The following is a 20,924-nucleotide window of genomic DNA, read 5'->3' on the forward strand; positions in this document are numbered from 1 at the left end:
AAAATTCGACCTAATGATCCGAGCGTTCGTGACACAATGGAATGCAGGCCCAGCACCCGTTAACCGGAGTTCTGTGAGTTTCTGCTGCCGCAACGGCTTCCTCACATCTGTCGTATCGACCAAGTCTGATTAGCTTGTCTCTGTGTGGATATTGCCGACAACCGAGACGGTGAACCAGATACTGGCCCTGGTCATTCTTTTCCGAGTCGAGTCCAAAAATGAGCAATGGTTCCTCCGCGTAATCCTGAGATTCTTGCCTTCACGCTGTGAGCCGCTCACGCAGGTTGATGTAACAACTCCCGCGAGATCTTCTCCAGCATAAAGGTTTCTCGTTGAATCGACTGGCCCATGGACTTCTCCTGGCGCCCCATTACCCGGCAGTTATGGGTCATCGCCTCGGATACGGAGATCCAAACGGGCTTCATGCCATTCGCAATTTCGTAGCTTTCCATCCGTACATCGGCCAGTTCCGCAGCCACGTCACACACGAAGAAGTGGGAGGTCATGTGCATCAGGTCGTACTCCGGCTTCCAGTGCGGACGGTATTCTTCAATGAAACCATAATGCTCTTTGACCTCAACGTCGCGGGCACCCGTTTCTTCTTCCAACTCACGCTTCAGTGCCACGGTAATCTCTTCGCCTTCGTCAATTCCGCCGCCGGGCAGGCTGAAATCGTTGTAGCGCTCGGTATATAGCAACAGAATCCTGTCTTCCCGGAGCACAATGCCGCGGGCAGCATGACGCCTGAGAACTCGACCCTCACGGGAGGTCAACTCGGGATGGATCAATTCCTGGAGTAACTTCATGCCGGATAGGGCCTCAGGCCAAGCAGTATCTCGGCTTTCTCGGTAAGTGGATGATCCAGCAGTTGCTGATCAGTGTACTGGGCGAGCTGATCCCGAAGGAGCGCATACACCGCTTCGCGATTCTGACTGGTGTCGAGTTCGACACACTTGCCTTTACCCTTAAAGAGTTCGACCGTTGGTAACGTCTCGGCTTTGAAAGTATCAAATCTCAGCTTCATGGCGTCGACATTGTCATCAGCCCGACCGGAATACCGCGCCCGACCGAGAATGCGTTGCTCAAGAACTTCAAATGGGCACTCGAAGTACAGCATGGTAGGGAGTTCTGCTTCGCGGCCAAAGACTTCGTACCACGCCTCCAAGTTGGACAGCGAGCGGGGAAAACCATCGATCAGGAAGTTTCTTTTGCCTGTAGTTCTGGTGGTTCTCTCCATGGCGTCTTTGAGCAGGCGCACTACAATTTCGTTGGGTACCAGTTTACCCGCGGCGATGTATTCCTTGATGATTTCCGTTGTCGGGCCACCGGCTTCCTGCTCCGCGCGCAAAAGGTCACCCGTAGAAAGGTGCGTCCAGCCCAACTGGATTTCCGCCAGTTCACACATGGTGCCTTTGCCGGCACCCGGGCCACCAAGCACGAAAACCACATTTGGTTCAGGGCAGGGTTTCCTGGGATCAACGTGGAAAATTTCGACTTTGGGGGCAGGGGCTATGCCCATTTTGTAAACGTTCCATTCGCGATCCGTTGGTGGCAATTCGTCATCGCAGGTCAGTTCGTAGGCGAGGTGACCGTCAAGGCGGCAGATACGCCAGGATTTATAGCTATTCGAGTAGGAAATAGCGGGACTTCTCGCAGATTTGCCGTCGGCCCGATCCCAGGCCATCTTACCGTTCCAGTAACCAGGGCTGGATACAACGCCCGATTCGGATTTGGCGGGCGGTGCCTCTGACGGAACATAAAGGCCGTCAACCTCTGGCAAGCCAGATCCGGATACTTCGATAAACAGGGTGTTGGGTTCAAACTTTGTTGTTTCGGTCATGTGTACTCTCATGTTCGATAAACGACATATGAGGGAGCGTTTGCCTGCAAAAGCGACCTCGACGGAATAGCACCGGGATTGGAACCAGATATGGAACCAAAGTGGGCGCCGGGGGTGCGCCAAATGCAACGAACTGCGGAATACCGAGGCGGGGCAGTGGCGTCAGAAGAAACGCGATTGTAACAGAATAGTTAGAGGCTTTCCCTGTCACACCTATACGTCTCAACGGGCGAGGTAAAACTCTTCAATCACCTGAGCCATCTCATCCTCACCGTATTCAAATAGAGCATTACCAGATTTACACGCAGCCGGACCAAATTGCGCGGCACATAGCCAGACCAAAAAGCCAGCTTTTCAGTTAGACGATTTGATAAATATTGAAGTGTTTTTGATGAGAGAAGCGTGGGCGAACGAGCAGCCGTGAATGTTCGCTTATGTTTAGGTGGGAACAGGGGCGCGGGCCAAAACTGGCGGCGTAGGTCTCCAAAACCTGGCCGTAGCTGCCAAAATATGGTGTCAAGAACAGATTGCTTCGAGAAAAGTACACGTCCGGCAATTTCACCTTGGGCCTAGCGTTCCCAATGTCCGGATAGTGTGCCTCTTTTCAGAAGTGTCCGCAGTAACGGGGTAGAACCCCTTTTGACAAGGCGAGCAGAGGGAGAGGAGTGGAACCCCTCGAAAGCGGCAATCCGGAGATGGCGACAGATCCAAAAAATGTTGCTGATTGGCGGGAATTGCCCAAACAGCAAACCTAAGAAAATTGTTGTTGGTGTACTGTTGTCGATTAAGCTTTATAAGATACTGTTTCTCAGATTAACTCACTCACTCAGCAACGTGAATCGCATATTTCATATTCGTATAAAGCTGCTTTGACCGGACCTACTACCCCTGCCTGGAAAAAACCCAGGGTCTGCCTTTCGCTTTCTACATCCGGGCCGGTCTTGATGGAACTGGTACTCACCGCGCGATCGAATCCATCACCACTGGCCTGCGCTGGCGCCTGGTTCAGGACCCGCTGATCTGTCGCGGTGAATATCGTGATGAGTTTGAAGCCTGGTGCGAGGAACTGGGGCTGACCATGGCGGCCAGTCTGGATGCGGGTCTGTTCTGAGAAACGGGTGTCCCGGCCAGGGGAATCGGGGGCGGGCGGCTACGTGCCAGGCGGTCGGCGCCTCAGCTGGCAAAGCGGTTATAAAACCCCTCGATCCGGGAAAGTGCATTATCCACAGCTCGGGAGTAGCCTTTCTTCTCATGCAGATAGCTGAACTGGATGCCCACCCGATAGCCTGTCTGGAAGGACCGGTTTTCCACCACCCGGGCAGCAACCCGGGATTCGCTGATGTATTTGCCGCTGAAATCTATATACAGCCGCGTGCCTGGCTCAAGGGGTTTTGGTGACAGTACGGCCATACCGTAGCGGTTCATGTCCAGGCAGGTGACTGCAGTAGGCAGTTTCTTCCGACCCAGAAGACTCCGTTCCCGCAACTGTACTTCAAGGCACTGGGCTTCATACCGGTTCTTGATCCTGCGATCTTCGTCATCAGTCGTCATACACCAGCATCCAGAAAATAGTGTTTTCTTGATGGTTGCGCGAGCGTCCGTATCCGGGATACAGGAGCAAGGTGCCCAATACATCAGGACCTGACAGTCTAGTTGTGGAACGGTTGTCTGAAAAATGATCCAGCCAGAAATGTGATCCGGTTCTCACTGGCCGCCCAGTGATTCAGCACAATCCGGCTTCAGCGGCTGCCTCGACGCTATCTGGCATTCTGGTTAACGGCGGAGCTGAACAGAACTTGAGCTGTAAAAACCCGGGCGTGGTGGCGACACAGGGAGTGTCAGGTTCTACAATGTCCGTCCAAAACCCAATCTGGCTGAACACAGTCACCCTCGTTACAGGACAGCATCTTGAAGTCATTGCCCCTGCACCAGCTATACAAAGCCTGCGTTCTCAAGGAGTTTACGTTCAAAACGACCCGTCAGTTGGATCCCCTTGCTGAGATTGTCGGCCAGAACCGGGCCCAGGAAGCTGTGCGGTTTGCCCTCGCCATGCCCCATGGTGGTTACAATGTTTACGCGGTGGGCCGGAACGGCCTGGGCAAGCGGACCATGATGCTGAGGTACCTTGAACATCATGCTGATACCGACCACAAGAGCCATGACTGGTGTTATGTGGCGAACTTTGAAGAGCCACGGGTGCCCCGGGTTCTCCGCCTGCCCACCGGCAAGGGGCAGGCGCTCAAGCAGGACATGGACCGGCTGATGTCCCGCCTGATGAAGGTGATTCCCCAGACCTTCGACAGTGACAGCTTTCTGGAGCGTGCTGAGCAGCTCAAGAGCGAGTACGGCAAAAAACAGGAAGACGAACTGGAGAAGGTTGCCGCCCAGGCGAAGCGCAAGAAGGTCAGCCTGACGGTGACTACGCCGGGGGGCTACCGGCTGGTCGCAATGCAGGGGAGCGAGCCACACACGGTCGAGTCCTTCGAAAAGCTGACCGAAGAACAGCGGGCCAGATTCGAGGATACCATCAACAAGCTCGAGAAGAGGCTGCGTCAGGCCCTGCGCAAGCTGGCGGAGTGGGAGCAGGAGTACGTTGACAAGCAGCAGGCGCTCAACGTGGAAACTCTGGAAGGCATTGCCGGCCCCCAGTTTGAAGAAATAATCGAAAAATATTCGGCTGAGCCGGAGGTGGTCGACTATCTCAAAGCGGTCCGGCATGACCTTGCGGATAACCTGGACATCTTTCTGGAAGACAACGAGGAGCAGGCTGCCATCGCCTATGCTTCCCTGGACCGGAAAATGCCCCGCCGGTATCAGATCAATCTTCTGGTACACCGCAAGGACAACGAGGTGCCCATGGTGGTGGAGGACAACCCGACACATCACAACCTGTTTGGCTACGTGGAGAGCGTGACCTTCAAGGGCACCGTGTTCACCGATTTCTCCCTGATCCGCCCGGGCAGTCTGCACAAGGCCAACGGCGGATACCTGCTGATGGATGCCAACAAGGTCCTGGAACAGCCATTCGTGTGGGACGGTCTCAAGCGTGCCCTTCGCTCCCATTCGCTGCAGATGAATTCACTGGAGCGCGAGCTCACCCTGTCCGGGACCATTTCCCTGGAGCCGGAAGCCATTCCCCTGGACGTCAAGATCGTGCTGTTTGGCGACCGGGAAACCTGGATGCTGCTGCAGGAGTATGACCCTGAGTTCGCAGAGCTGTTCCGGGTAACAGCGGATTTCGAAAACGAGATGATGCGGACATCGGAAAGCCAGCTGCTTTACGCCAAGTTCATCGCCAGCCTCGTTCGGGAAAAGAAGCTGCTTCACTGCGACCAGAAGGCCGTCGCCAGAATCATCGAGCACAGTGCCAGGATGGCGGAGCACCAGGACAGACTGTCGCTCCACGCCGCCGACATAGCCAACCTGATGCGGGAGGCGGACTACTGGGCCAGGCAGGCCAACGCCAACATGGTCCGCGCCACTCACGTGGAGCAGGCTCTGGTCAGTGCCCGCTATCGCAGCAGCCGGATTCGCGATCAGTTCCACGACTCCATCCGTGAAGGCACCACCCTGGTTGCTACCTCGGGAACCCGCACCGGCCAGGTAAATGCGCTCTCTGTTCTGTCCACGGGCGGATTCGAATTTGGCCTGTCCAACCGCATAACGGCCAGCTGCTATTATGGTGATGGCGACGTGATCGACATAGAGCGGGACGTAAAGCTTGGCGGCAACATCCATTCCAAGGGTGTGATGATCCTCACCTCCTGGCTGGCTTCGCACTTTGCCGCCACAGAGCCCATGCACCTGTCTGTCAGCCTGACGTTTGAGCAGAATTATGGGGAGGTGGATGGAGACAGTGCCTCCCTGGCGGAACTCTGCGCCATGGTGTCTGCGCTGTCGGGCATTCCGGTGCGACAGGATCTTGCGATCACCGGGTCGGTCAACCAGTTTGGTGACGTCCAGCCCATCGGCGGCGCGAATGAGAAAATCGAGGGCTTCTTCCAGACCTGTCACCTCACCAGCTTCACTGGTACCCAGGGCGTGATTATGCCCGCCAGTAATGTGCAGAATCTCATGCTGGAAAACCAGGTGCTTGAAGCCGTGCGCCGGGACACCTTCTCGATATACGCCATCAGCCGGGTTGAGGAGGCCATTGAGCTCCTGCTGGGCAGACCGGCGGGCAAGGCAGACGCGAAAGGCCGCTATCCTGCCCAGAGCGTTTTCGGTGTGATTCAGAAGCGGCTCGACAGGATGCGGGAGCAGGAGCGGGAAGAGCATCAGGATCAGGACAAAACGAAAGACAAAGACTCTTCAACGCGCCACTGATTGGTGCAACGGGATACGGGATGGAGTCAGGAGTGATCATGGGGAAAACAGGTCAGATTCTGGGGCTGGCAATGATGCTGCTGGCCGTATCCAGCGTGCAGGCTATCGAGCTCGAGGGCGACCTGGTCCAGGGTAGTCTGGTCCGGGGTCAGGTGGAGCCCGGGAGCCAGGTGTTTCTCAATGACAAGCCCCTGCGCTTGACGCAGGCTGGCCGGTTCGTGCTGGGCTTCGGCCGTTCGGAAGACCTGGTGCAGACGCTGAAGGTGGAGTTTCCGGATGGCACCGCGAAAGTCCGGGAACTCGTGCTGGCAGAGCGCAGCTACGATATCCAGCGGATTGAGGGCGTGCCGTCACGAACGGTGACACCGTCGGAAGCAAGCCTTGAACGAATACGGCGGGAAGCTGAGGAGGTGCGCCGGACCCGTTCCCGGGATTCGGACCTGACCGGTTTTCTGGGAGAGTTCGTCTGGCCGGCGGAAGGCCGCATCAGCGGCGTCTACGGCAGCCAGAGGGTCTACAATGGCGAGCCCCGTTCGCCCCATTACGGCATTGACATTGCCGCCCCGGCGGGAGCGCCGGTTCTTGCCCCGGCTGATGGAGTGGTCACCATGGCAGCGCCGGATTTGTTCTATTCCGGCGGAACGCTCATTATTGATCATGGGTTCGGTGTCAGCTCCACTTTTCTGCACCTTTCAGGGTTTGATGTGACGCCAGGGCAGGCCGTAAAAAAGGGACAGCGTATTGCCCGCGTTGGCAGCTCCGGGCGGTCCACCGGCCCGCACCTGGACTGGCGGATTAACTGGTTCGATGTCCGGCTGGACCCCATGACCGTGGCGCCTGCGCCGAAATCGGGCCGAACGCCCCCACTGGTTGACCGCTGATGGGAGCTGGCCGGTTGTTGTCCCTGCCAGGGATGCACAACAATACCAATGAATGGAGAAAAGTGAGATGACTGATATTCAGCAGACCGTGTATGTGGTGGAAGACGACGAAGCGGTCCGGGATTCCCTCGAGCTGCTGCTCAGGTCCGCCAAAAAGTCGGTTCGCACTTACCCCACGGCCAACGCCTTTCTCAGCGACTATTCCGAAAAGATGGCGGGCTGTATTGTGCTGGATATCCGCATGCCCGGCATGGATGGCATGGAGCTGCAGAAAAAGCTGAACGAGCGTCACTCCATTCTGCCCATCATTTTCGTGACCGGCCACGGTGATGTCCCCATGGCGGTGGATGCGATGAAGGAAGGCGCAGTTGATTTCATCCAGAAGCCCTATCGCGAAGAGGATCTGCTGGAGAAGATCGAAGCCGCCCTGGAGCAGGACAGGGAGCAGCGCAAGACCCTGGGCGAGAAACAGGAGATTCTCCGGCGCATCAAGACTCTTACCCCCAGAGAGGCGGAGATCATGGACCGGATGATCGCCGGTCAGGCCAACAAGGTCATCGCCATTGAGCTGGAAATCAGTCAGCGTACCGTTGAAATTCACCGCTCAAGGGTGATGCACAAGATGGGAACTCACTCTCTGGCTCACCTGGTCCGTATGGTGTTGTCCGTAAAGGACCGTATCGACGCCCGCTGAATAGCACGTCAGGATGAGGCATTCCCTGAACTGGCCAAGACCTTATGACTGAAACTGTCACCACGGCACCAGATGCGACCGTGCTTCTGGTTGATGATAATGCCCAGAACCTCAAAGTCCTCTATGAAACCCTGAAAGACCGGGGTTACAGGCTGCTGATCGCGAACGATGGCGAGAAGGCCATGACTCTTGCCCAGCGGCACCTGCCTGAGGTTATTCTGCTGGACATCATGATGCCGGACATTGACGGCTATGAGGTGTGCAGCCGTCTGAAGGCGGACCCGGCGACTGCGGACAGCGCGATTGTCTTCCTGTCTGCCCTCGACGATGTGGATTCCAAGGTAAAAGGCTTCAGTCTGGGCGGCGCCGACTATATTGCAAAGCCCTTCCAGGCCCAGGAGGTAATTGCCCGGGTCCGTACTCATGCCCGGGTGGTCCGGCTCGAGCGCCAGCTCCAGGCCCGTAATCGCCAGCTTGAAAACGACCAGAGCCGGATCCTCAATGCCATAAGTGAAGGCATCTACGGCCTTGATTCCTCGGGCACGATTGTCTTTGCCAACCCCGAAGCCGCCCTGATTACCCGTTGCCCGATCGACGACCTTATAGGCAGAAATTTTTTCCGGCTGCATTTCGACGTCTCCGGACCCTCGACGCAGGATGACATGTCACCCATGCTGCCTGTCGAAGCAACCTGCAGCCAGGGCATAGCCGAGCATCAGCGTGACGTCGCGATGCTGCGGCAGGATGGTTCGAGCTTTCCCGCGGAATATCGCGCCACACCCAAGCTGGAAAATGATGACCTCAGGGGGGCAGTGGTGGTGTTCCGGGATATCACTTCGGAACTGGCCAATGAGCAGGCCCTGAACAATGCCCGTGAGCTGGTGCAGGAGCAGAGGGACCAGCTTGCCCATGCATCACGCATGTCCACCATGGGGGAGATGGCGGCAGGCTTTGCCCATGAGGTCAACCAGCCCTTGACCGCCATTACCAACTACGCCCGGGTTGCCCTGAGAATGCTGACGGAGGAGCCGCTGGACCGGGAGCTGATCAGGCAGACCCTGACCAAGATCGAAGCCCAGTCCCATCGTGCCAGTGAAGTGATCCGCAGAATTCGCCGCTTTGTCAAAAAGCCCGCCGCCGGCAAGGAGGTGCTTTCCCTGAAGTCCCTGCTGGAGGAAACCCGCCAGTTTGCCGAAGTGGATGTCCGCAGCAACGAAGGCGACATCAGGATCCATGTGGATGACAATGTGCCATCCGTGCTGGCGGACCCGGTGCAGGTGCAGCAGGTGGCCCTCAATCTGATACGGAATGCTCTGGAATCCACCCGCAGTGCTGGCCGTGACGCGCCGGTCAGAGTGAATGCCGAATTGCGGGATGCCGGCTGTGTGCTGGTCAGTGTGACGGATGAGGGGGAGGGGCTGCCTGATGATGCCGAGGAGCGGCTTTTCCTGCCCTTCTACACCACGAAGGAGGAGGGCATGGGGATCGGCCTTGCCCTCTGCCGCTCCCTGATCCAGGCCCAGGGAGGAGACATAGGTTTTGAGCGGCCAGAGGAAGGCGGCGCCAGGTTCTTTTTTACACTCCCCGTCGCCTCCGCCTCCTGAACTTTTGTCAAGATACACCAGGTTCCTGGTCCCAGGTGACCGCGCCCGTCAGGTGGGGCGCAGTGCCTTTGCTGTCCAGTAGCTGAAAATCCCAGCGATCCTTCTGCTGCTGCCAGTTCAGGGTAGCGCTCCCGGGAAGCAGCAGGGGCCTCTTGAACTGACAGTCCACCGTGACCGGTCCGTCCCGCCATTCCGGCTGTTCGCTCAGCAGTGCCAGGCAGCAGGCTTTGCTCCACATGCCGTGGGCAATGGCCCGGGGGAATCCGAAGGCTTTGGCTGACACGGCGTGCATGTGGATCGGGTTAAGATCTCCGGAAATGCGGCCATACTTGCGCCCGATCGACTCCGGGGCATGGAGCTCAAGGCTGTTGGGAAATGACTCCAGGGTGGGCCTGGGTCCGGATTTTTTCTGACTGCTGCCCTGGGCACGTCTGAAAAGAGTGGTGCTGGCCTCCTCCCAGACTTTTTTGCCTGCCGAGTGGGCGCTGGTGATCAGATCAAACTCCAGGCCCTTCTCCGTGTTCACGTCATTACCCAGGCTGACCGTAAGATCCAGCAGTTCTCCCCGCCCTATGGGTCTGTGCTGGGTGATACGGTTGCGAAGATGCACCAGGCCCAGCAGGGGCAGGGGAAATTCCGCGCTGGTCAGCAGTTTCAGGTGCAGGGGGAAGGCCAGGATATGGGGCCAGGTGAGGGGAATGGCGGTTCTATTGGGAAAACCGCAGAGCTGGCGGTAACGGTCGAGATCGGCAATTTCCGTTTGAGCCCCTGTGAGTTCTGCAGAAAGCCCGGGGATGGAATGGTCATCACCTTTCGTGCTGGAAGATTTGGGGAGCAGAACCCGGGCATAAAGAGGCAGAAGGGCAGGAGCCTTCCGCTGGTATAACGTGCTGCGTTGCATGCTTTTACAACTCCTGTGTTGAGAAGATCCCGAATCCCATTAGTATATAAGTCATCATGGGCCAAAGGCATGAGCCTGGAAATGGCCCAGCGCCTATGCGTCGGATACCTTCTTCCGGAAATGTGGTACGGGTGTGCGTTCCAGGTCTGGTCTGGGATAACATGGCTGGCGCAATCAGCAGCAGTGTGGCAAAGGCGGTCAGTGGCGGCATTGACCTGAGTGCCGCCGGGCGTGTCGGGGAGGCCAACACAGGGTCGGGGGTTTCCCAACCAATAACTATAAAGTGGGGCGATATGCAGGAACTTCGCGACGCAGGCGTAATGTTGCGTCTGATTTATCAGGCCATGAAAACCAGAGGTATAGATACCGCCGCCATTTTCGCCCGCCTGGGTGTGAACGAGGACTACGTTTATACGGAACATCTGCGCACACCTCACAGTGCCCAGCTTTATTTCTGGCAGGCCGTGGAGGATGTCTCCGGTGACCGGGATATTGGCCTGCACCTGGGGCAGGTGGCTCCGGTGTACAAGGGACAGGTGCTGGAATACCTGTTTCTCAGCAGCCCAACCTTTGGTGAGGGCCTGCGCCGCGCTCTGAATTATCAGCGCCTGCTCAGCGATGCTGCCAACACCGAATTCCTGATCGAAGGCGACCAGGCCTGCATGGTGCTGGATACCGCCTCAGACGAAGTACGGCGTCTGAGGCATTTCAATGAATGCTTCGTCCAGGGGCTCTCAACTTTCTTCAAGTCCATTACCGATGGCCAGTTCCACTGCTCCCGGATTGAGTTTGAGCACCAGCGGGACCATGGGGTGGAACATGTGCGGGAGGTGCTGGACTGCGATGTCATCTTCGGCGCACCGGAAAACCGTCTTTATTTCCCTGCGAGCCTGTTGTCCCATCCCTCTCCCCATGCCGAGCCTGAACTGCTGGCCCTGCACGAGCGTTTTGCCAGCGAGCAGATAGCCAGGCTGGAACGAAAGGATATCGTCGGCCAAGTGGAGCGCATTGTGGCGGAACTGCTGGACAGCGGCGAGGTGACCCTGGACGGGGTAGCGCAGCGACTGGGGATCAAGCCGCGAACCCTGAGAACCCGTTTGACCGAAGCTGAGACCAGCTTCAATCAGGTGCTCGCGGATTTCCGCTATCGCCTGGCCCGGCAGTTGCTGGCGACCACTGATGAGTCCATCGACGAGATTGTGTATCTGACGGGCTTCTCCGAGCCCAGTACCTTTTACCGGGCTTTCAAGCGCTGGTCGGGTATGACGCCCATTGAATACCGCAAGACTGCCCAGGGTCGGGACGTCACGGTAGGCGCGATGTAGCGGGGCCGGCCTGCGCTGCGGCGGGTCTTTCGCGAATCTTTTGAAAAATCGTTGACATACAGCCGCGGCTCTTTATAATTCGCCCTCGTTGTCACCAAGCAGTCTGCAGTAGCCTGGTCGATAACACAGCGCGGAGCGGTAGTTCAGTTGGTTAGAATACCGGCCTGTCACGCCGGGGGTCGCGGGTTCGAGTCCCGTCCGCTCCGCCATTTTTTCTCTTTCTCGCAGTTTTCCTCCCTGTTTTGCTCACCCCTGACCAGTCCGGTCATCTGTTCGCAATATTCATACGTTATGTTTTCGCTTTGTAAAATCATTGGTAGAGGCCCTTTGTCTGCTGTTCCTCGCTGAAGCGGCTCCTGTGCTCTCCCGGGCTCATTCCCGACCATCGACGGTAGGCCTTGTGAAAGGCGGCCGGGCCGGAAAAGCCCAGCAGCCAGGCAATTTCTGAAAATGTCAGCCGCGTCTCCCGCACATAGTCCAGGGCGAGATCCTTCCGTGTGACATCCACCAGCTCCCTGAACCCGGTGTTTTCCGTCGCCAGCCTGCGTTGCAGTGTCCAGGGTGCCATGCCCAGTTCCACCGCCACCTGTTCCAGACTCGGGGGTTCGCCTTCCAGCAGCGAGGCCAGTTTTTCTTTCACCCGGTCCTGAATACCCCATCCGGACCTCAGGCGTTTCAGGGCACGGCTACAGTCCTCGCGGAGCAGTCGGTACATGGCTGGCTGGCTGAAAACGGAGGGTCGGGTGGGGATGTCCGGCAGAAGATGTAACCGGTTATTGTCGCCGCCAAAGGTTACCGGGCATCCAAACCAGTCTTCAAAAGCCGTATCCAGCCCCCTGGATGGGTATTCCACAGTTACTCTCGCCAGAACTCTGTTCTTCCCGCTCACGGTCCGCAGAAACCGGGTCCAGGCCGCCAGCACCGAATCCACCACAAAGTAATTGAAAATATTGTAGGGGCGTATCGAATAGAAGTCAGCCTGGCCGGCAGTCAGGTTGATGGTGGGCTGGCCGCGGCTGTTCTGGCTGGTAAGCAGATCGAATTCGATGAGGGTCCCCAGAGCCGATCCGCAGTCCGGGGCAGCCTCGGCGGCGAGGCCTGCACGGCCGGCATCTATCGGGCGGGTCAGTTCTCCCATGACCAGTCCCAGGGCAGAGTTGCCCGTAAGTTCGATGGCGGCCTGACCCAGTCGCATGAACCGGGGAATGCTGATGCGGGCATCCGGGGCCGCCAGCAGCCGCTCATCCAGGCCAAACTGCGCCAGTAGCGGTACAGGGTCGACTCCCTGCGCCTCGATGGCCCGGGCGATAACGGCGACGTAGAGGACGCTGATATCCCCCAGGGTATTACGTTTTCGCTGGTCAAAATCTTCGCGCATATTGTCCGACAAGTTGCTTCAGGATATTAAAATGTTATTTCAGGATATTGTTCTGTGCAAGGTTGAAGGCTAATTTAACGCCATCCCGTATAACCGGATCCGTCGACGGAAGATCCGGAGCGGCGCTCCCCGATGAGTTCATGATGTACTGATGAGGAAGACAATAATGACCGACACAGCCACTGCACCCGGTGTAGCCAGATACCCGCACCTGCTCGAGCCGCTGGACCTTGGATTTACCCGACTGCGCAATCGCACCCTGATGGGCTCCATGCACACGGGTCTGGAAGAGGCCAAAAACGGTTTCGACCGTCTGGCGGCATTCTACGCCGAGCGGGCCCGGGGCGGGGCCGGCCTTATTGTCACCGGCGGCATTGCTCCCAATCCCGAGGGTGCCGTCTTTCAGCACGCCGCCAAGATGAATACCGAAGAAGAGTCCGACAGGCACAAGGGGATCACAAAGGCCGTTCATGATGCGGATGGGAAAATCTGTATGCAGATCCTCCACGCCGGTCGTTATGCCTATCATCCCGATCTGGTCGCGCCTTCGGTGATCCGTGCGCCAATCAACCCGCTGACTCCGAAGGCGCTGGACGAGGCCGGAATTGAAAAGCAGATCCAGGACTACGTAGAGTGTGCGGCCCTTGCCCAGCGCGCCAGCTACGATGGCGTCGAGATCATGGGTTCCGAAGGCTACTTCATCAATCAGTTCATTGTGGCCCACACCAACCACCGCACGGATCAGTGGGGAGGAAGTTACGAGAACCGGATCCGTCTGCCGCTGGAGATCGTGCGCCGGGTGCGCGAGCGTGTGGGCGAGAAATTCATCATCATTTACCGTCTGTCGATGCTGGATCTCATTGAGGACGGCAGCACCTGGGAAGAAGTGGTTCAACTGGCCAAGGCCATCGAAAAAGCCGGAGCCACCATCATCAACACAGGTATCGGCTGGCATGAAGCCCGGGTGCCCACCATCGCCACCTCGGTTCCCCGGGGCGCCTTTACCAAAGTGACCGCCCGGCTGAAGTCCGAGGTGAGTATTCCCCTGGTGACAACCAACCGGATCAACATGCCCGATGTGGCAGAGAAGATACTCGCCGAGGGCGACGCTGACATGGTCTCCATGGCCCGTCCGTTTCTGGCGGATGCTGACCTGGTCAACAAGGCGGCGGCCGACCGGGCCGACGAGATTAACACCTGCATCGGCTGTAATCAGGCCTGCCTGGACCATACATTCAGCGGCAAGCTGACATCCTGCCTGGTCAATCCGCGTGCCTGTCATGAGACCGAACTTAACTACACCGCCACCGAAGCGCCCAAAAACATTGCGGTAGTCGGCGCAGGCCCTGCCGGGCTCGCATTCGCGTCAGTGGCGGCAGAGCGTGGTCACAGGGTTACCCTGTTTGATGACTCAGGGGAGATCGGTGGCCAGTTCAACGTGGCCAAGCGTATTCCGGGCAAGGAAGAGTTCTTTGAAACCCTGCGTTACTTCCGTGTGATGCTGGACAAGCACGGAGTCGATGTCCGGCTCAATAGCCGTGTCAGCGCCGAGGACCTGAAAGCGGGCGGGTTCGACGAAGTCATCCTCGCCACAGGCGTAGCGCCCCGCACCCCCGGCATCGAGGGCATCGACCATCCCAGTGTCATGGGCTACCTGGACGCCCTTCTGGAGCGCAAGCCGGTTGGCAGGCGGGTTGCGGTCATCGGCGCGGGGGGTATCGGTTTTGATGTGTCGGAGTTTATCGTGCACAAGGGAACCTCGGCCGCACTGGATGTGGACCACTTCATGCGGGAGTGGGGTGTGGACCTGAGCGTTGAGCATCGTGGTGGCATCAAGGGGGTGGAGCCCGAGCTGCCGGAGCCGGCCCGTGAGGTGTACCTGCTTCAGCGCAAGGCCTCCAAAGTGGGCAAGGATCTCGGCAAAACCACGGGGTGGATTCATCGCACCTCCCTGAAGCACCGCCAGGTTCAGATGGTGCCAGGGGTGACCTACCGGAAGATTGATGACGAAGGCCTCCATATCACTGTCACCCCAAAGGGCTCAGCGGAGGGCGTCGACCAGGTTCTGCCGGTGGACAACATTATCATCTGCGCCGGGCAGGAGCCCCTGAGGGAACTGCAGGAGGACCTTGAGCAGAGCGGCATGAATGTTCACCTGGTGGGCGGCTCCGATGTTGCAGCAGAGCTGGATGCCAAGCGGGCCATCGACCAGGGAAGCCGCCTGGCTGCGGAAATCTGAGCTATGGCGGTGTTTTTCCGACGCCGCTGACTCAAGTACGACCAGTTATACCCTGTTGTGCCGCCGGCATGACAGGGCATTTTCGGTGTCACTTCCCGTGGCATTTCCGGTGCCAAGGTCACGAAATCAAAACTTTTAACCTGTTGTTCCTACCTCTTTACCCCGGCCCGGGTACAATGCAATCAGATGTCCAAAACCGGAACCTTTTCGCCAGGAGAGCGTGTGTCCGGTATGTAATGATCACGGGGGCTTTTAATGGGATTTTCCGGTCAGGCGAACGAGGGCTTTTCTGCAGTCCTGTTCATGGGGGGCGCCGAGGTGTCCCGCCAGATGCGTGCCACCGAATTTGGCGCCTTTCTGGACGGTTATGTTGGTCTCTCGGACCTTGCCGATTCTGAGGTGCGCGCTGTCTATGTGGTGATGAGTAGTGATCTGCGCATCCAGTCGCTGGTGTTCTTCCGGATCTATTTTGATGAGGAAGGCCGGGCGGACAGCCACTGGGATCTGCCCATTGAAAAACTCGCACAGGATGGCGCCAAAGGCCCGGATCTGGGCGGTGGTCCCATCCGCCTCGTGTGCCGCAGCCAGTGTCCGGTTCCGGCCCTGGCCGACCAGTTGTGGGATCCGGACATGACACCGGGTAGCAACCACTTTCAGGCCATCAGGAAAGCGGTTGAAGCGAACACCCTGAGATTCCCCAGAAAAGCCACTCCGGAGCCTGAAGAGGACATCCCCGTACTGAGCAGATCGGTTTCTGCCTCGGACGATCCGGAAGCGGCGGTACAGCGTGGCCGGCTTGCCCAGACAATCCGGGAGCAGCGTCTGCGCATCAAGACCCTGCAGAGTGTCCAGCGGGATGCCCTGTCTGAGCTTCAGCGGGAACACCGGATGGAAATGCAGGCAGTGCGCAATGAATTCGCGGAACTGGAGCAGAAATACGAGCGCCAGAGGGTTCTCAACGAACAGCTTAAAAAGCGCCTCTCGGACCGTAACGAGCAGTATCTCTCAATCCAGGAAAAGCTGAGCGAAGAGGCGGATTCCCGTGAGCAGGGCGCCCACACCAGTGACGCCGAGCTTGTTCTTCTGCGCGAGCAACTGGAGCGTAAACAGCGTGAACTGGAGATGCGTAACGGCCAGATACAGGAGCTGGAAGAGGAAAACAGGGAGCTGCAGAGGCGCGAACCCGTTGAGGATTCACTCATGCATCAGCTGCGTACTGAGAATGTTTTTCTTGTGGCCTACCACGCTGGCGTTGGTCATATTACGCTGCCCCACCGTGATACTGAGCGGTATTTTGACAACCCTGTGGCTTATGCAGCGGAGAAATGCGGTGTAAGCGAGAGCGCCTACCGGGAGTGGCTTGAGCATTATGAAAACCCTGTGTGTCATCACAGGCAGGATGGCGGCAGCCTCTGTGCCGAGCCTTTGATACGGATAAGCCAGCCCGCCGAATTCAGTCCCGGCAGGCATGACCGCTGTGAAAAGCATCAGTCAGACGTCAGGGAAACCGCCTGACGGGAGCCTCGCTCCATCCCGGCCAGCTATCCGGAACCACGAAATATCGCTGGATCTCCCCGAACCCTGCACCATCTTTCCACGGGGCCATCCGGGCAAATAGCCGGGGAGTTCCCGACCCGCGGACCTCCTCCAGCGCGCTGCAGGTTGCTTGCGTATCGGGCGGCCCTGCGGACTGATAAGGCCCGAGCCAGTGGGGCTTTTGCAGGTGGGTCCAGCTACTGGTGTCCACCTGGCAAAGCTCCCGCCAGCGGATCCAGCGGCCTTTTTGATGGTCTGGATTGACCCAGCAGGGAATGTCCGGTGAGGGTGCCGGGGTGTCGGGATAGAACAGATATCCAGGCATCAGAATAAAAGCGTCGATCTCCCCAGCGAACCCGAACTCCGCGAGCAGGCGCCTGGTTTCCGGCCGATCCGTCATGGTGGCCTGGTGGTCGAGTATTCGTCGGGTTTTCAGGTCCAGCCGGTCGTGGGCATTGGGGCCATACCAGAGCGTTTCTGCATCTCCGCCAACCCCCAGATAGAATTTCACCGCAACCTCATGATGCTGGAGCCGGCCGGTAGCGGGGTTTCGTACGATAAAGTCCAGTTCGCCGAGGGTGCGCCTGGCTTTATCCCGTATCGGGGCGTTGCGCAGAAGCACTTCCCAGCCCAGGATGTGGGTGAGAAGAAACCCATAGAGCGTCTCAAAGTACTGGCCCAGGCGTACCGGAGACGTTTTTCCGAACAGGTGCAGCAGCGGCGCCGGGTTGCGGTCCAGTTCAAGCAGTTTTTCCGGGAGATTGCCTGGCAGCTCACCTGAAAGGTGAAATACATTGGGCGCCTGCACCAGCGAGGGAGCCTCGCAGAGCCAGGCCAGGTGCCTGACCTCGGGCGTCTGCCAGAATCTGGTCCGGGAGTAGTTTATGGGCATGAGACCGGGCGATGTCCTGTGTATGTCGTGTATTGTTCCGGGATCTTTTTCAGAATCCGTCCGTAATTCGGTAAGATGGGCCAATCAATTTGCCGGAGACCCGATGGCTGCTTTTCATCAGGTCTCAATTTACAGGAATTTCCATGGATCAATTCAGGAATATTGGCGTCATTGGCAGGATGGGCAGTGTCAAGGTGGTTGAGTCCCTGAGACAGCTGCGCAATTACCTGGTCAATGAGAATTACCACGTCATTCTGGAATCCGACACGGCAACAATGCTTCCCGGGCACGGCCTTCAGGTGGCGAGCAAGAAACTGCTGGGTGAAATCTGTGATCTGGTGATCGTGGTAGGGGGTGATGGGAGCCTGCTGGGTGCAGCCCGGGAGCTGGCAAAATCAAAGATCCCCCTGCTTGGGGTCAATCGTGGTCGTCTCGGTTTTCTGACGGACATATCACCGGCAGACCTTGAAGAGCGTCTGGGCAGGGTCCTGCAGGGCGAATACATCGTGGAGAACCGTTTCCTGCTGGATGCCCATGTCGAACGCAAGGGGCAGCCACTGGGTTTTGGAACTGCCCTCAACGATGTGGTCCTTCACCCGGGAAGGTCCACCCGCATGATTGGCTTTGATCTGTATATTGACGGGCACTTTGTTTACAGCCAGCGGTCTGATGGTCTGATTGTGGCCACACCAACCGGCTCCACGGCTTACTCTTTATCGGCCGGCGGCCCCATCATGCACCCGAAGCTGGATGCCATTGTGCTGGTGCCCATGTTCCCCCATACCCTGAGCAGCCGGCCCATCGTGGTGGATGGAAAAAGTGAGATCAAACTGGTCATCGGAGAAACCAATGAAACCTATCCCCAGGTCAGCTGTGATGGCCAGTTGGACATTTCCTGCGCGCCCGGAGACGTTATCCGTATTACCAAGAAACCTTTCAAGATCAAGCTGATTCACCCCACTGACCACAATTTCTACGCCACTTGCCGGGGTAAACTGGGCTGGGCCAGCGAGATAGCAGCGAGTTGAGAATGGCAGGCAGAAAACAGACCCCTCAGGGCTTTGATATTATTGGCGATATTCACGGCTGCGCCCACACCCTTGAGCGCCTGCTGGTGAAAATGGAATACCGCAAAGTAAACGGTGTTTACCAGCATCCCAGCCGCCAGGCTGTGTTCATCGGGGACATCATCGACCGGGGACCCCGTATCCGGGAGGCCCTGCATCTGGTTCGCGACATGGTCGAGCATGGTGCGGCCCAGATCGTCATGGGCAATCACGAATACAACGCGCTGTGTTACTGCACGCTGGCCCGCGCCGGTAGCGGCCGTAAATGGCTGCGAGAGCATAATTCCCGCCATGACCGGCTGATACGGGAAACCCTGGATCAGTTTGCCCACCACCCTCACGAATGGAATGAATTCCTGGAGTGGTTTTACACCATCCCCCTGTTCATCGAAGAGAAGGACTTCCGGGCCGTTCATGCCTGCTGGGACAGGGAGCTGATTGAAAAATTCAAGCAGATACAGGGCGGCAACTGTATCGATGAGGACTTCCTGCATGCCTCCTCTGTCATTGATTCGTTTGCCGGACAGGTGATGGATAATCTGCTGCGGGGGACTGATCTTCGACTACCGGAGGGCCTGTCGATTACCGGCAGCGATGGCTATACGAGGCAGTTTTTCCGCACCAGATTCTGGGCTGACGACCCCGAGACCTATGCCGATGTAGTGTTTCAGCCTGACCCCCTGCCGGAAGCCATCGCCCAGCGGCGTCTGAGCGCCTCGGAGCGGAAGCAGCTGCTCAGCTACCCGCCTGGCGAAAAGCCGGTATTTGTCGGGCATTACTGGATGGAGGGGGAACCGGCGCCCCTCAAGCCCAACGTCGCCTGCATCGATTTCAGCGCGGTGAAATACGGCAAGCTGGTGGCCTACCGGATGGACGGCGAAAAAATATTGTCCCGGGACAAATTCGTTTATGTCGACGTGGATCGGCAGGAGCGGGATGATGACCAGTACGCTGAAGACATCGTGACGAGGTGATGCATTGTATCGTGTGAAACAGATGGATACCGACCTCGACCTCTCCGGTTTCAGTGTGTGGCTGAACCAGCAGGGGGTCAGGCACCGTATTTCCGAGGAAGATGGCCAGAAAGTTCTCTGGCTGGAGGACCCCAAGCACACAGAGCCGGTGTTGCATGCCCTTGACCAGTACCTCGAAAAGCCTGAAGTGAGAGATGCCGTGAGCAAGGTGAATCGGTCAGGCGCTCAGGGTGGCGGGCGGTGGCAACCGTCAGCCGGGCAGGCGCCCATTGTCCTTGCCAGCATTATCATTGCAGCGGTGGTGGCCTGGGCGACCAGTCTTGGCCAGAGTCAGCTCACAACCCTGCTGATGCTGGTTGATCCCCAGCAGTATGCCTGGAACAGCCTTGCCGAGCGACTGGCAGCATTCTCCAGCACTCTGGCTGATGGTGAACTGTGGCGTGTGTTGACTCCGGCATTTTTGCATTTCAGCTGGCCCCACCTCATTTTCAATTCGGTGATGCTCTGGTTTCTTGGCAGCCAGGTGGAGTGTCTTGATGGAAAGCCCCGGCTGGTGGCGCTATTTCTGGTTACCAGCCTGGTCTCCAATGGCCTGCAGTTTGCGGTATCCGGTCCGCTTTTTGGTGGTCTGTCCGGCGTGGTCTATGGTCTGCTGGGCTATTGCTGGCTCAGTCAGCAGCGCCAGGCCAGGTTCCAGTTTCCCCCGGCCCTGATTCTTTTTGCGGTAGGCTGGATGGTGATTGGTTTCACCCCGCTTCCGGTCTGGCTGGGGATCGGGCCAATGGCCAATGAGGCCCATCTGGGCGGATTTCTGGCCGGACTGCTGATGGCGGCGATTGTGCCACCGCCAAAAAAAAGCCCCGCTTGAGGGCGGGGCGTTAAAAGAGCGGTTAAGCTCCTGATGAGAGAGACCAAATGGCAAACGACCTTTGTCATCTGGTTTGGTAATGATAATCGTTATCATTAATATGGGTCAACCTCTTTTGGAGGAAATCTGCATGACTTACGAAGAATTAATTGAACGCCTCGATCCGGCGGTCTATAGCAGCCTCAAACGCGGCATAGAACTCGGAAAGTGGCCGGATGGCCGCAAGCTTTCCCCTGAGCAGCGGGCCATCTGCATGGAAGCCGTGCTTTTTTATGAAAATCGCCACAACGTGCCGAAAGAACAGAGAGTGGGTTACATACAGCCGCGCACATCCGACACCACCCCCATCCGTATTCTGAACTGAGGTTTTCCCTTGACTGCAGTGCTAGATGTTTCCGG

The 20,924-nt window shown here is 57.7% G+C and carries 17 protein-coding genes, 1 tRNA gene and 1 pseudogene; 13 read left to right on the forward strand and 6 right to left on the reverse strand.

Annotation, left to right across the window (positions count from 1 at the left end; genetic code table 11):
* Positions 1–275 precede the first annotated feature (275 nt).
* Complete coding sequence (locus LG327_RS10055) at positions 276–806, reverse strand: NUDIX hydrolase (RefSeq protein ID WP_404361681.1); 531 nt, start codon at positions 804–806, stop codon at positions 276–278.
* The gene (locus LG327_RS10060) at positions 803–1,840 is read right to left on the reverse strand and encodes a nucleoside monophosphate kinase (protein ID WP_404361682.1); all 1,038 of its coding nucleotides are present in this window, start codon (positions 1,838–1,840) and stop codon (positions 803–805) included. Before LG327_RS10060 ends, LG327_RS10055 begins: the two co-directional genes overlap by 4 nt.
* Before the next feature lie 868 nt (positions 1,841–2,708).
* Here LG327_RS10060 and LG327_RS10065 point away from each other — a divergent pair.
* Positions 2,709–2,951 (forward strand): annotated as a pseudogene (locus LG327_RS10065) (flavodoxin family protein); the annotation flags it as partial.
* A gap of 62 nt (positions 2,952–3,013) precedes the next feature.
* Here LG327_RS10065 and LG327_RS10070 read toward each other — a convergent pair.
* The gene (locus LG327_RS10070) at positions 3,014–3,391 is read right to left on the reverse strand and encodes a PilZ domain-containing protein (RefSeq protein ID WP_404361683.1); all 378 of its coding nucleotides are present in this window, start codon (positions 3,389–3,391) and stop codon (positions 3,014–3,016) included.
* Positions 3,392–3,748: 357 nt separating this feature from the next.
* Between LG327_RS10070 and LG327_RS10075 the strand changes: the two genes are divergently transcribed.
* From LG327_RS10075 to LG327_RS10090, 4 genes are all read left to right on the forward strand, one after another.
* On the forward strand, positions 3,749–6,166 hold the full coding sequence (locus LG327_RS10075; RefSeq protein ID WP_404361684.1) for a Lon protease family protein: 2,418 nt from the start codon (positions 3,749–3,751) through the stop codon (positions 6,164–6,166).
* A 38-nt stretch (positions 6,167–6,204) separates the two neighbouring features.
* A complete protein-coding gene (locus tag LG327_RS10080; RefSeq protein WP_404361685.1) occupies positions 6,205–7,047 on the forward strand; it encodes a M23 family metallopeptidase in 843 nt (280 codons plus the stop codon).
* Between the two features lie 67 nt (positions 7,048–7,114).
* Positions 7,115–7,741, forward strand: coding sequence for a response regulator FixJ (fixJ, locus tag LG327_RS10085; RefSeq protein ID WP_404361686.1), 627 nt, complete (start codon positions 7,115–7,117; stop codon positions 7,739–7,741).
* 44 nt (positions 7,742–7,785) lie between these two features.
* Complete coding sequence (locus tag LG327_RS10090) at positions 7,786–9,345, forward strand: response regulator (RefSeq protein ID WP_404361687.1); 1,560 nt, start codon at positions 7,786–7,788, stop codon at positions 9,343–9,345.
* A gap of 7 nt (positions 9,346–9,352) precedes the next feature.
* Here LG327_RS10090 and LG327_RS10095 read toward each other — a convergent pair whose 3' ends face one another.
* Complete coding sequence (locus LG327_RS10095; protein ID WP_404361688.1) at positions 9,353–10,246, reverse strand: MaoC family dehydratase; 894 nt, start codon at positions 10,244–10,246, stop codon at positions 9,353–9,355.
* Between the two features lie 161 nt (positions 10,247–10,407).
* Between LG327_RS10095 and LG327_RS10100 the strand changes: the two genes are divergently transcribed.
* The gene (locus LG327_RS10100) at positions 10,408–11,571 is read left to right on the forward strand and encodes an AraC family transcriptional regulator (protein ID WP_404361689.1); all 1,164 of its coding nucleotides are present in this window, start codon (positions 10,408–10,410) and stop codon (positions 11,569–11,571) included.
* 132 nt (positions 11,572–11,703) lie between these two features.
* Positions 11,704–11,780: transfer RNA gene (locus tag LG327_RS10105), tRNA-Asp, on the forward strand.
* A 101-nt stretch (positions 11,781–11,881) separates the two neighbouring features.
* On the opposite strand, the gene LG327_RS10110 is transcribed toward LG327_RS10105, so the two are convergent.
* A complete protein-coding gene (locus LG327_RS10110) occupies positions 11,882–12,949 on the reverse strand; it encodes an AraC family transcriptional regulator (protein ID WP_404361690.1) in 1,068 nt (355 codons plus the stop codon).
* A gap of 166 nt (positions 12,950–13,115) precedes the next feature.
* On the opposite strand from LG327_RS10110, the gene LG327_RS10115 reads away from it, so the two are divergent.
* Positions 13,116–15,188 carry an FAD-dependent oxidoreductase gene (locus LG327_RS10115; protein ID WP_404361691.1) on the forward strand — a complete coding sequence of 691 codons (2,073 nt, stop codon included), beginning with the start codon at positions 13,116–13,118 and terminating at the stop codon, positions 15,186–15,188.
* A 255-nt stretch (positions 15,189–15,443) separates the two neighbouring features.
* Positions 15,444–16,703 carry a DNA repair protein gene (locus tag LG327_RS10120; RefSeq protein WP_404361692.1) on the forward strand — a complete coding sequence of 420 codons (1,260 nt, stop codon included), beginning with the start codon at positions 15,444–15,446 and terminating at the stop codon, positions 16,701–16,703.
* On the opposite strand, the gene LG327_RS10125 is transcribed toward LG327_RS10120, so the two are convergent.
* A complete protein-coding gene (locus tag LG327_RS10125) occupies positions 16,687–17,616 on the reverse strand; it encodes a DUF1853 family protein (RefSeq protein ID WP_404361693.1) in 930 nt (309 codons plus the stop codon). The two genes, LG327_RS10120 and LG327_RS10125, sit on opposite strands and share 17 nt — an antisense overlap.
* 143 nt (positions 17,617–17,759) lie before the next feature.
* Between LG327_RS10125 and LG327_RS10130 the strand changes: the two genes are divergently transcribed.
* The 4 genes from LG327_RS10130 to LG327_RS10145 all read left to right on the forward strand — a co-directional run bounded on the left by LG327_RS10130 (position 17,760) and on the right by LG327_RS10145 (position 20,889).
* Positions 17,760–18,644 (forward strand): NAD(+) kinase, encoded by an 885-nt coding sequence (locus LG327_RS10130; protein WP_404361694.1) that lies wholly within the window; start codon positions 17,760–17,762, stop codon positions 18,642–18,644.
* 2 nt (positions 18,645–18,646) lie between these two features.
* Positions 18,647–19,657: a metallophosphoesterase gene (locus LG327_RS10135; protein ID WP_404361695.1), complete on the forward strand. Its 1,011-nt coding sequence runs from the start codon at positions 18,647–18,649 to the stop codon at positions 19,655–19,657.
* Positions 19,658–19,679: 22 nt separating this feature from the next.
* Complete coding sequence (locus LG327_RS10140; protein WP_404369341.1) at positions 19,680–20,525, forward strand: rhomboid family intramembrane serine protease; 846 nt, start codon at positions 19,680–19,682, stop codon at positions 20,523–20,525.
* Positions 20,526–20,655: 130 nt separating this feature from the next.
* A complete protein-coding gene (locus LG327_RS10145; RefSeq protein ID WP_404361696.1) occupies positions 20,656–20,889 on the forward strand; it encodes a YeaC family protein in 234 nt (77 codons plus the stop codon).
* Positions 20,890–20,924 lie beyond the last annotated feature (35 nt).

The sequence above is a fragment of the Marinobacter sp. genome (assembly GCF_044799475.1).
Lineage (GTDB): Bacteria > Pseudomonadota > Gammaproteobacteria > Pseudomonadales > Oleiphilaceae > Marinobacter.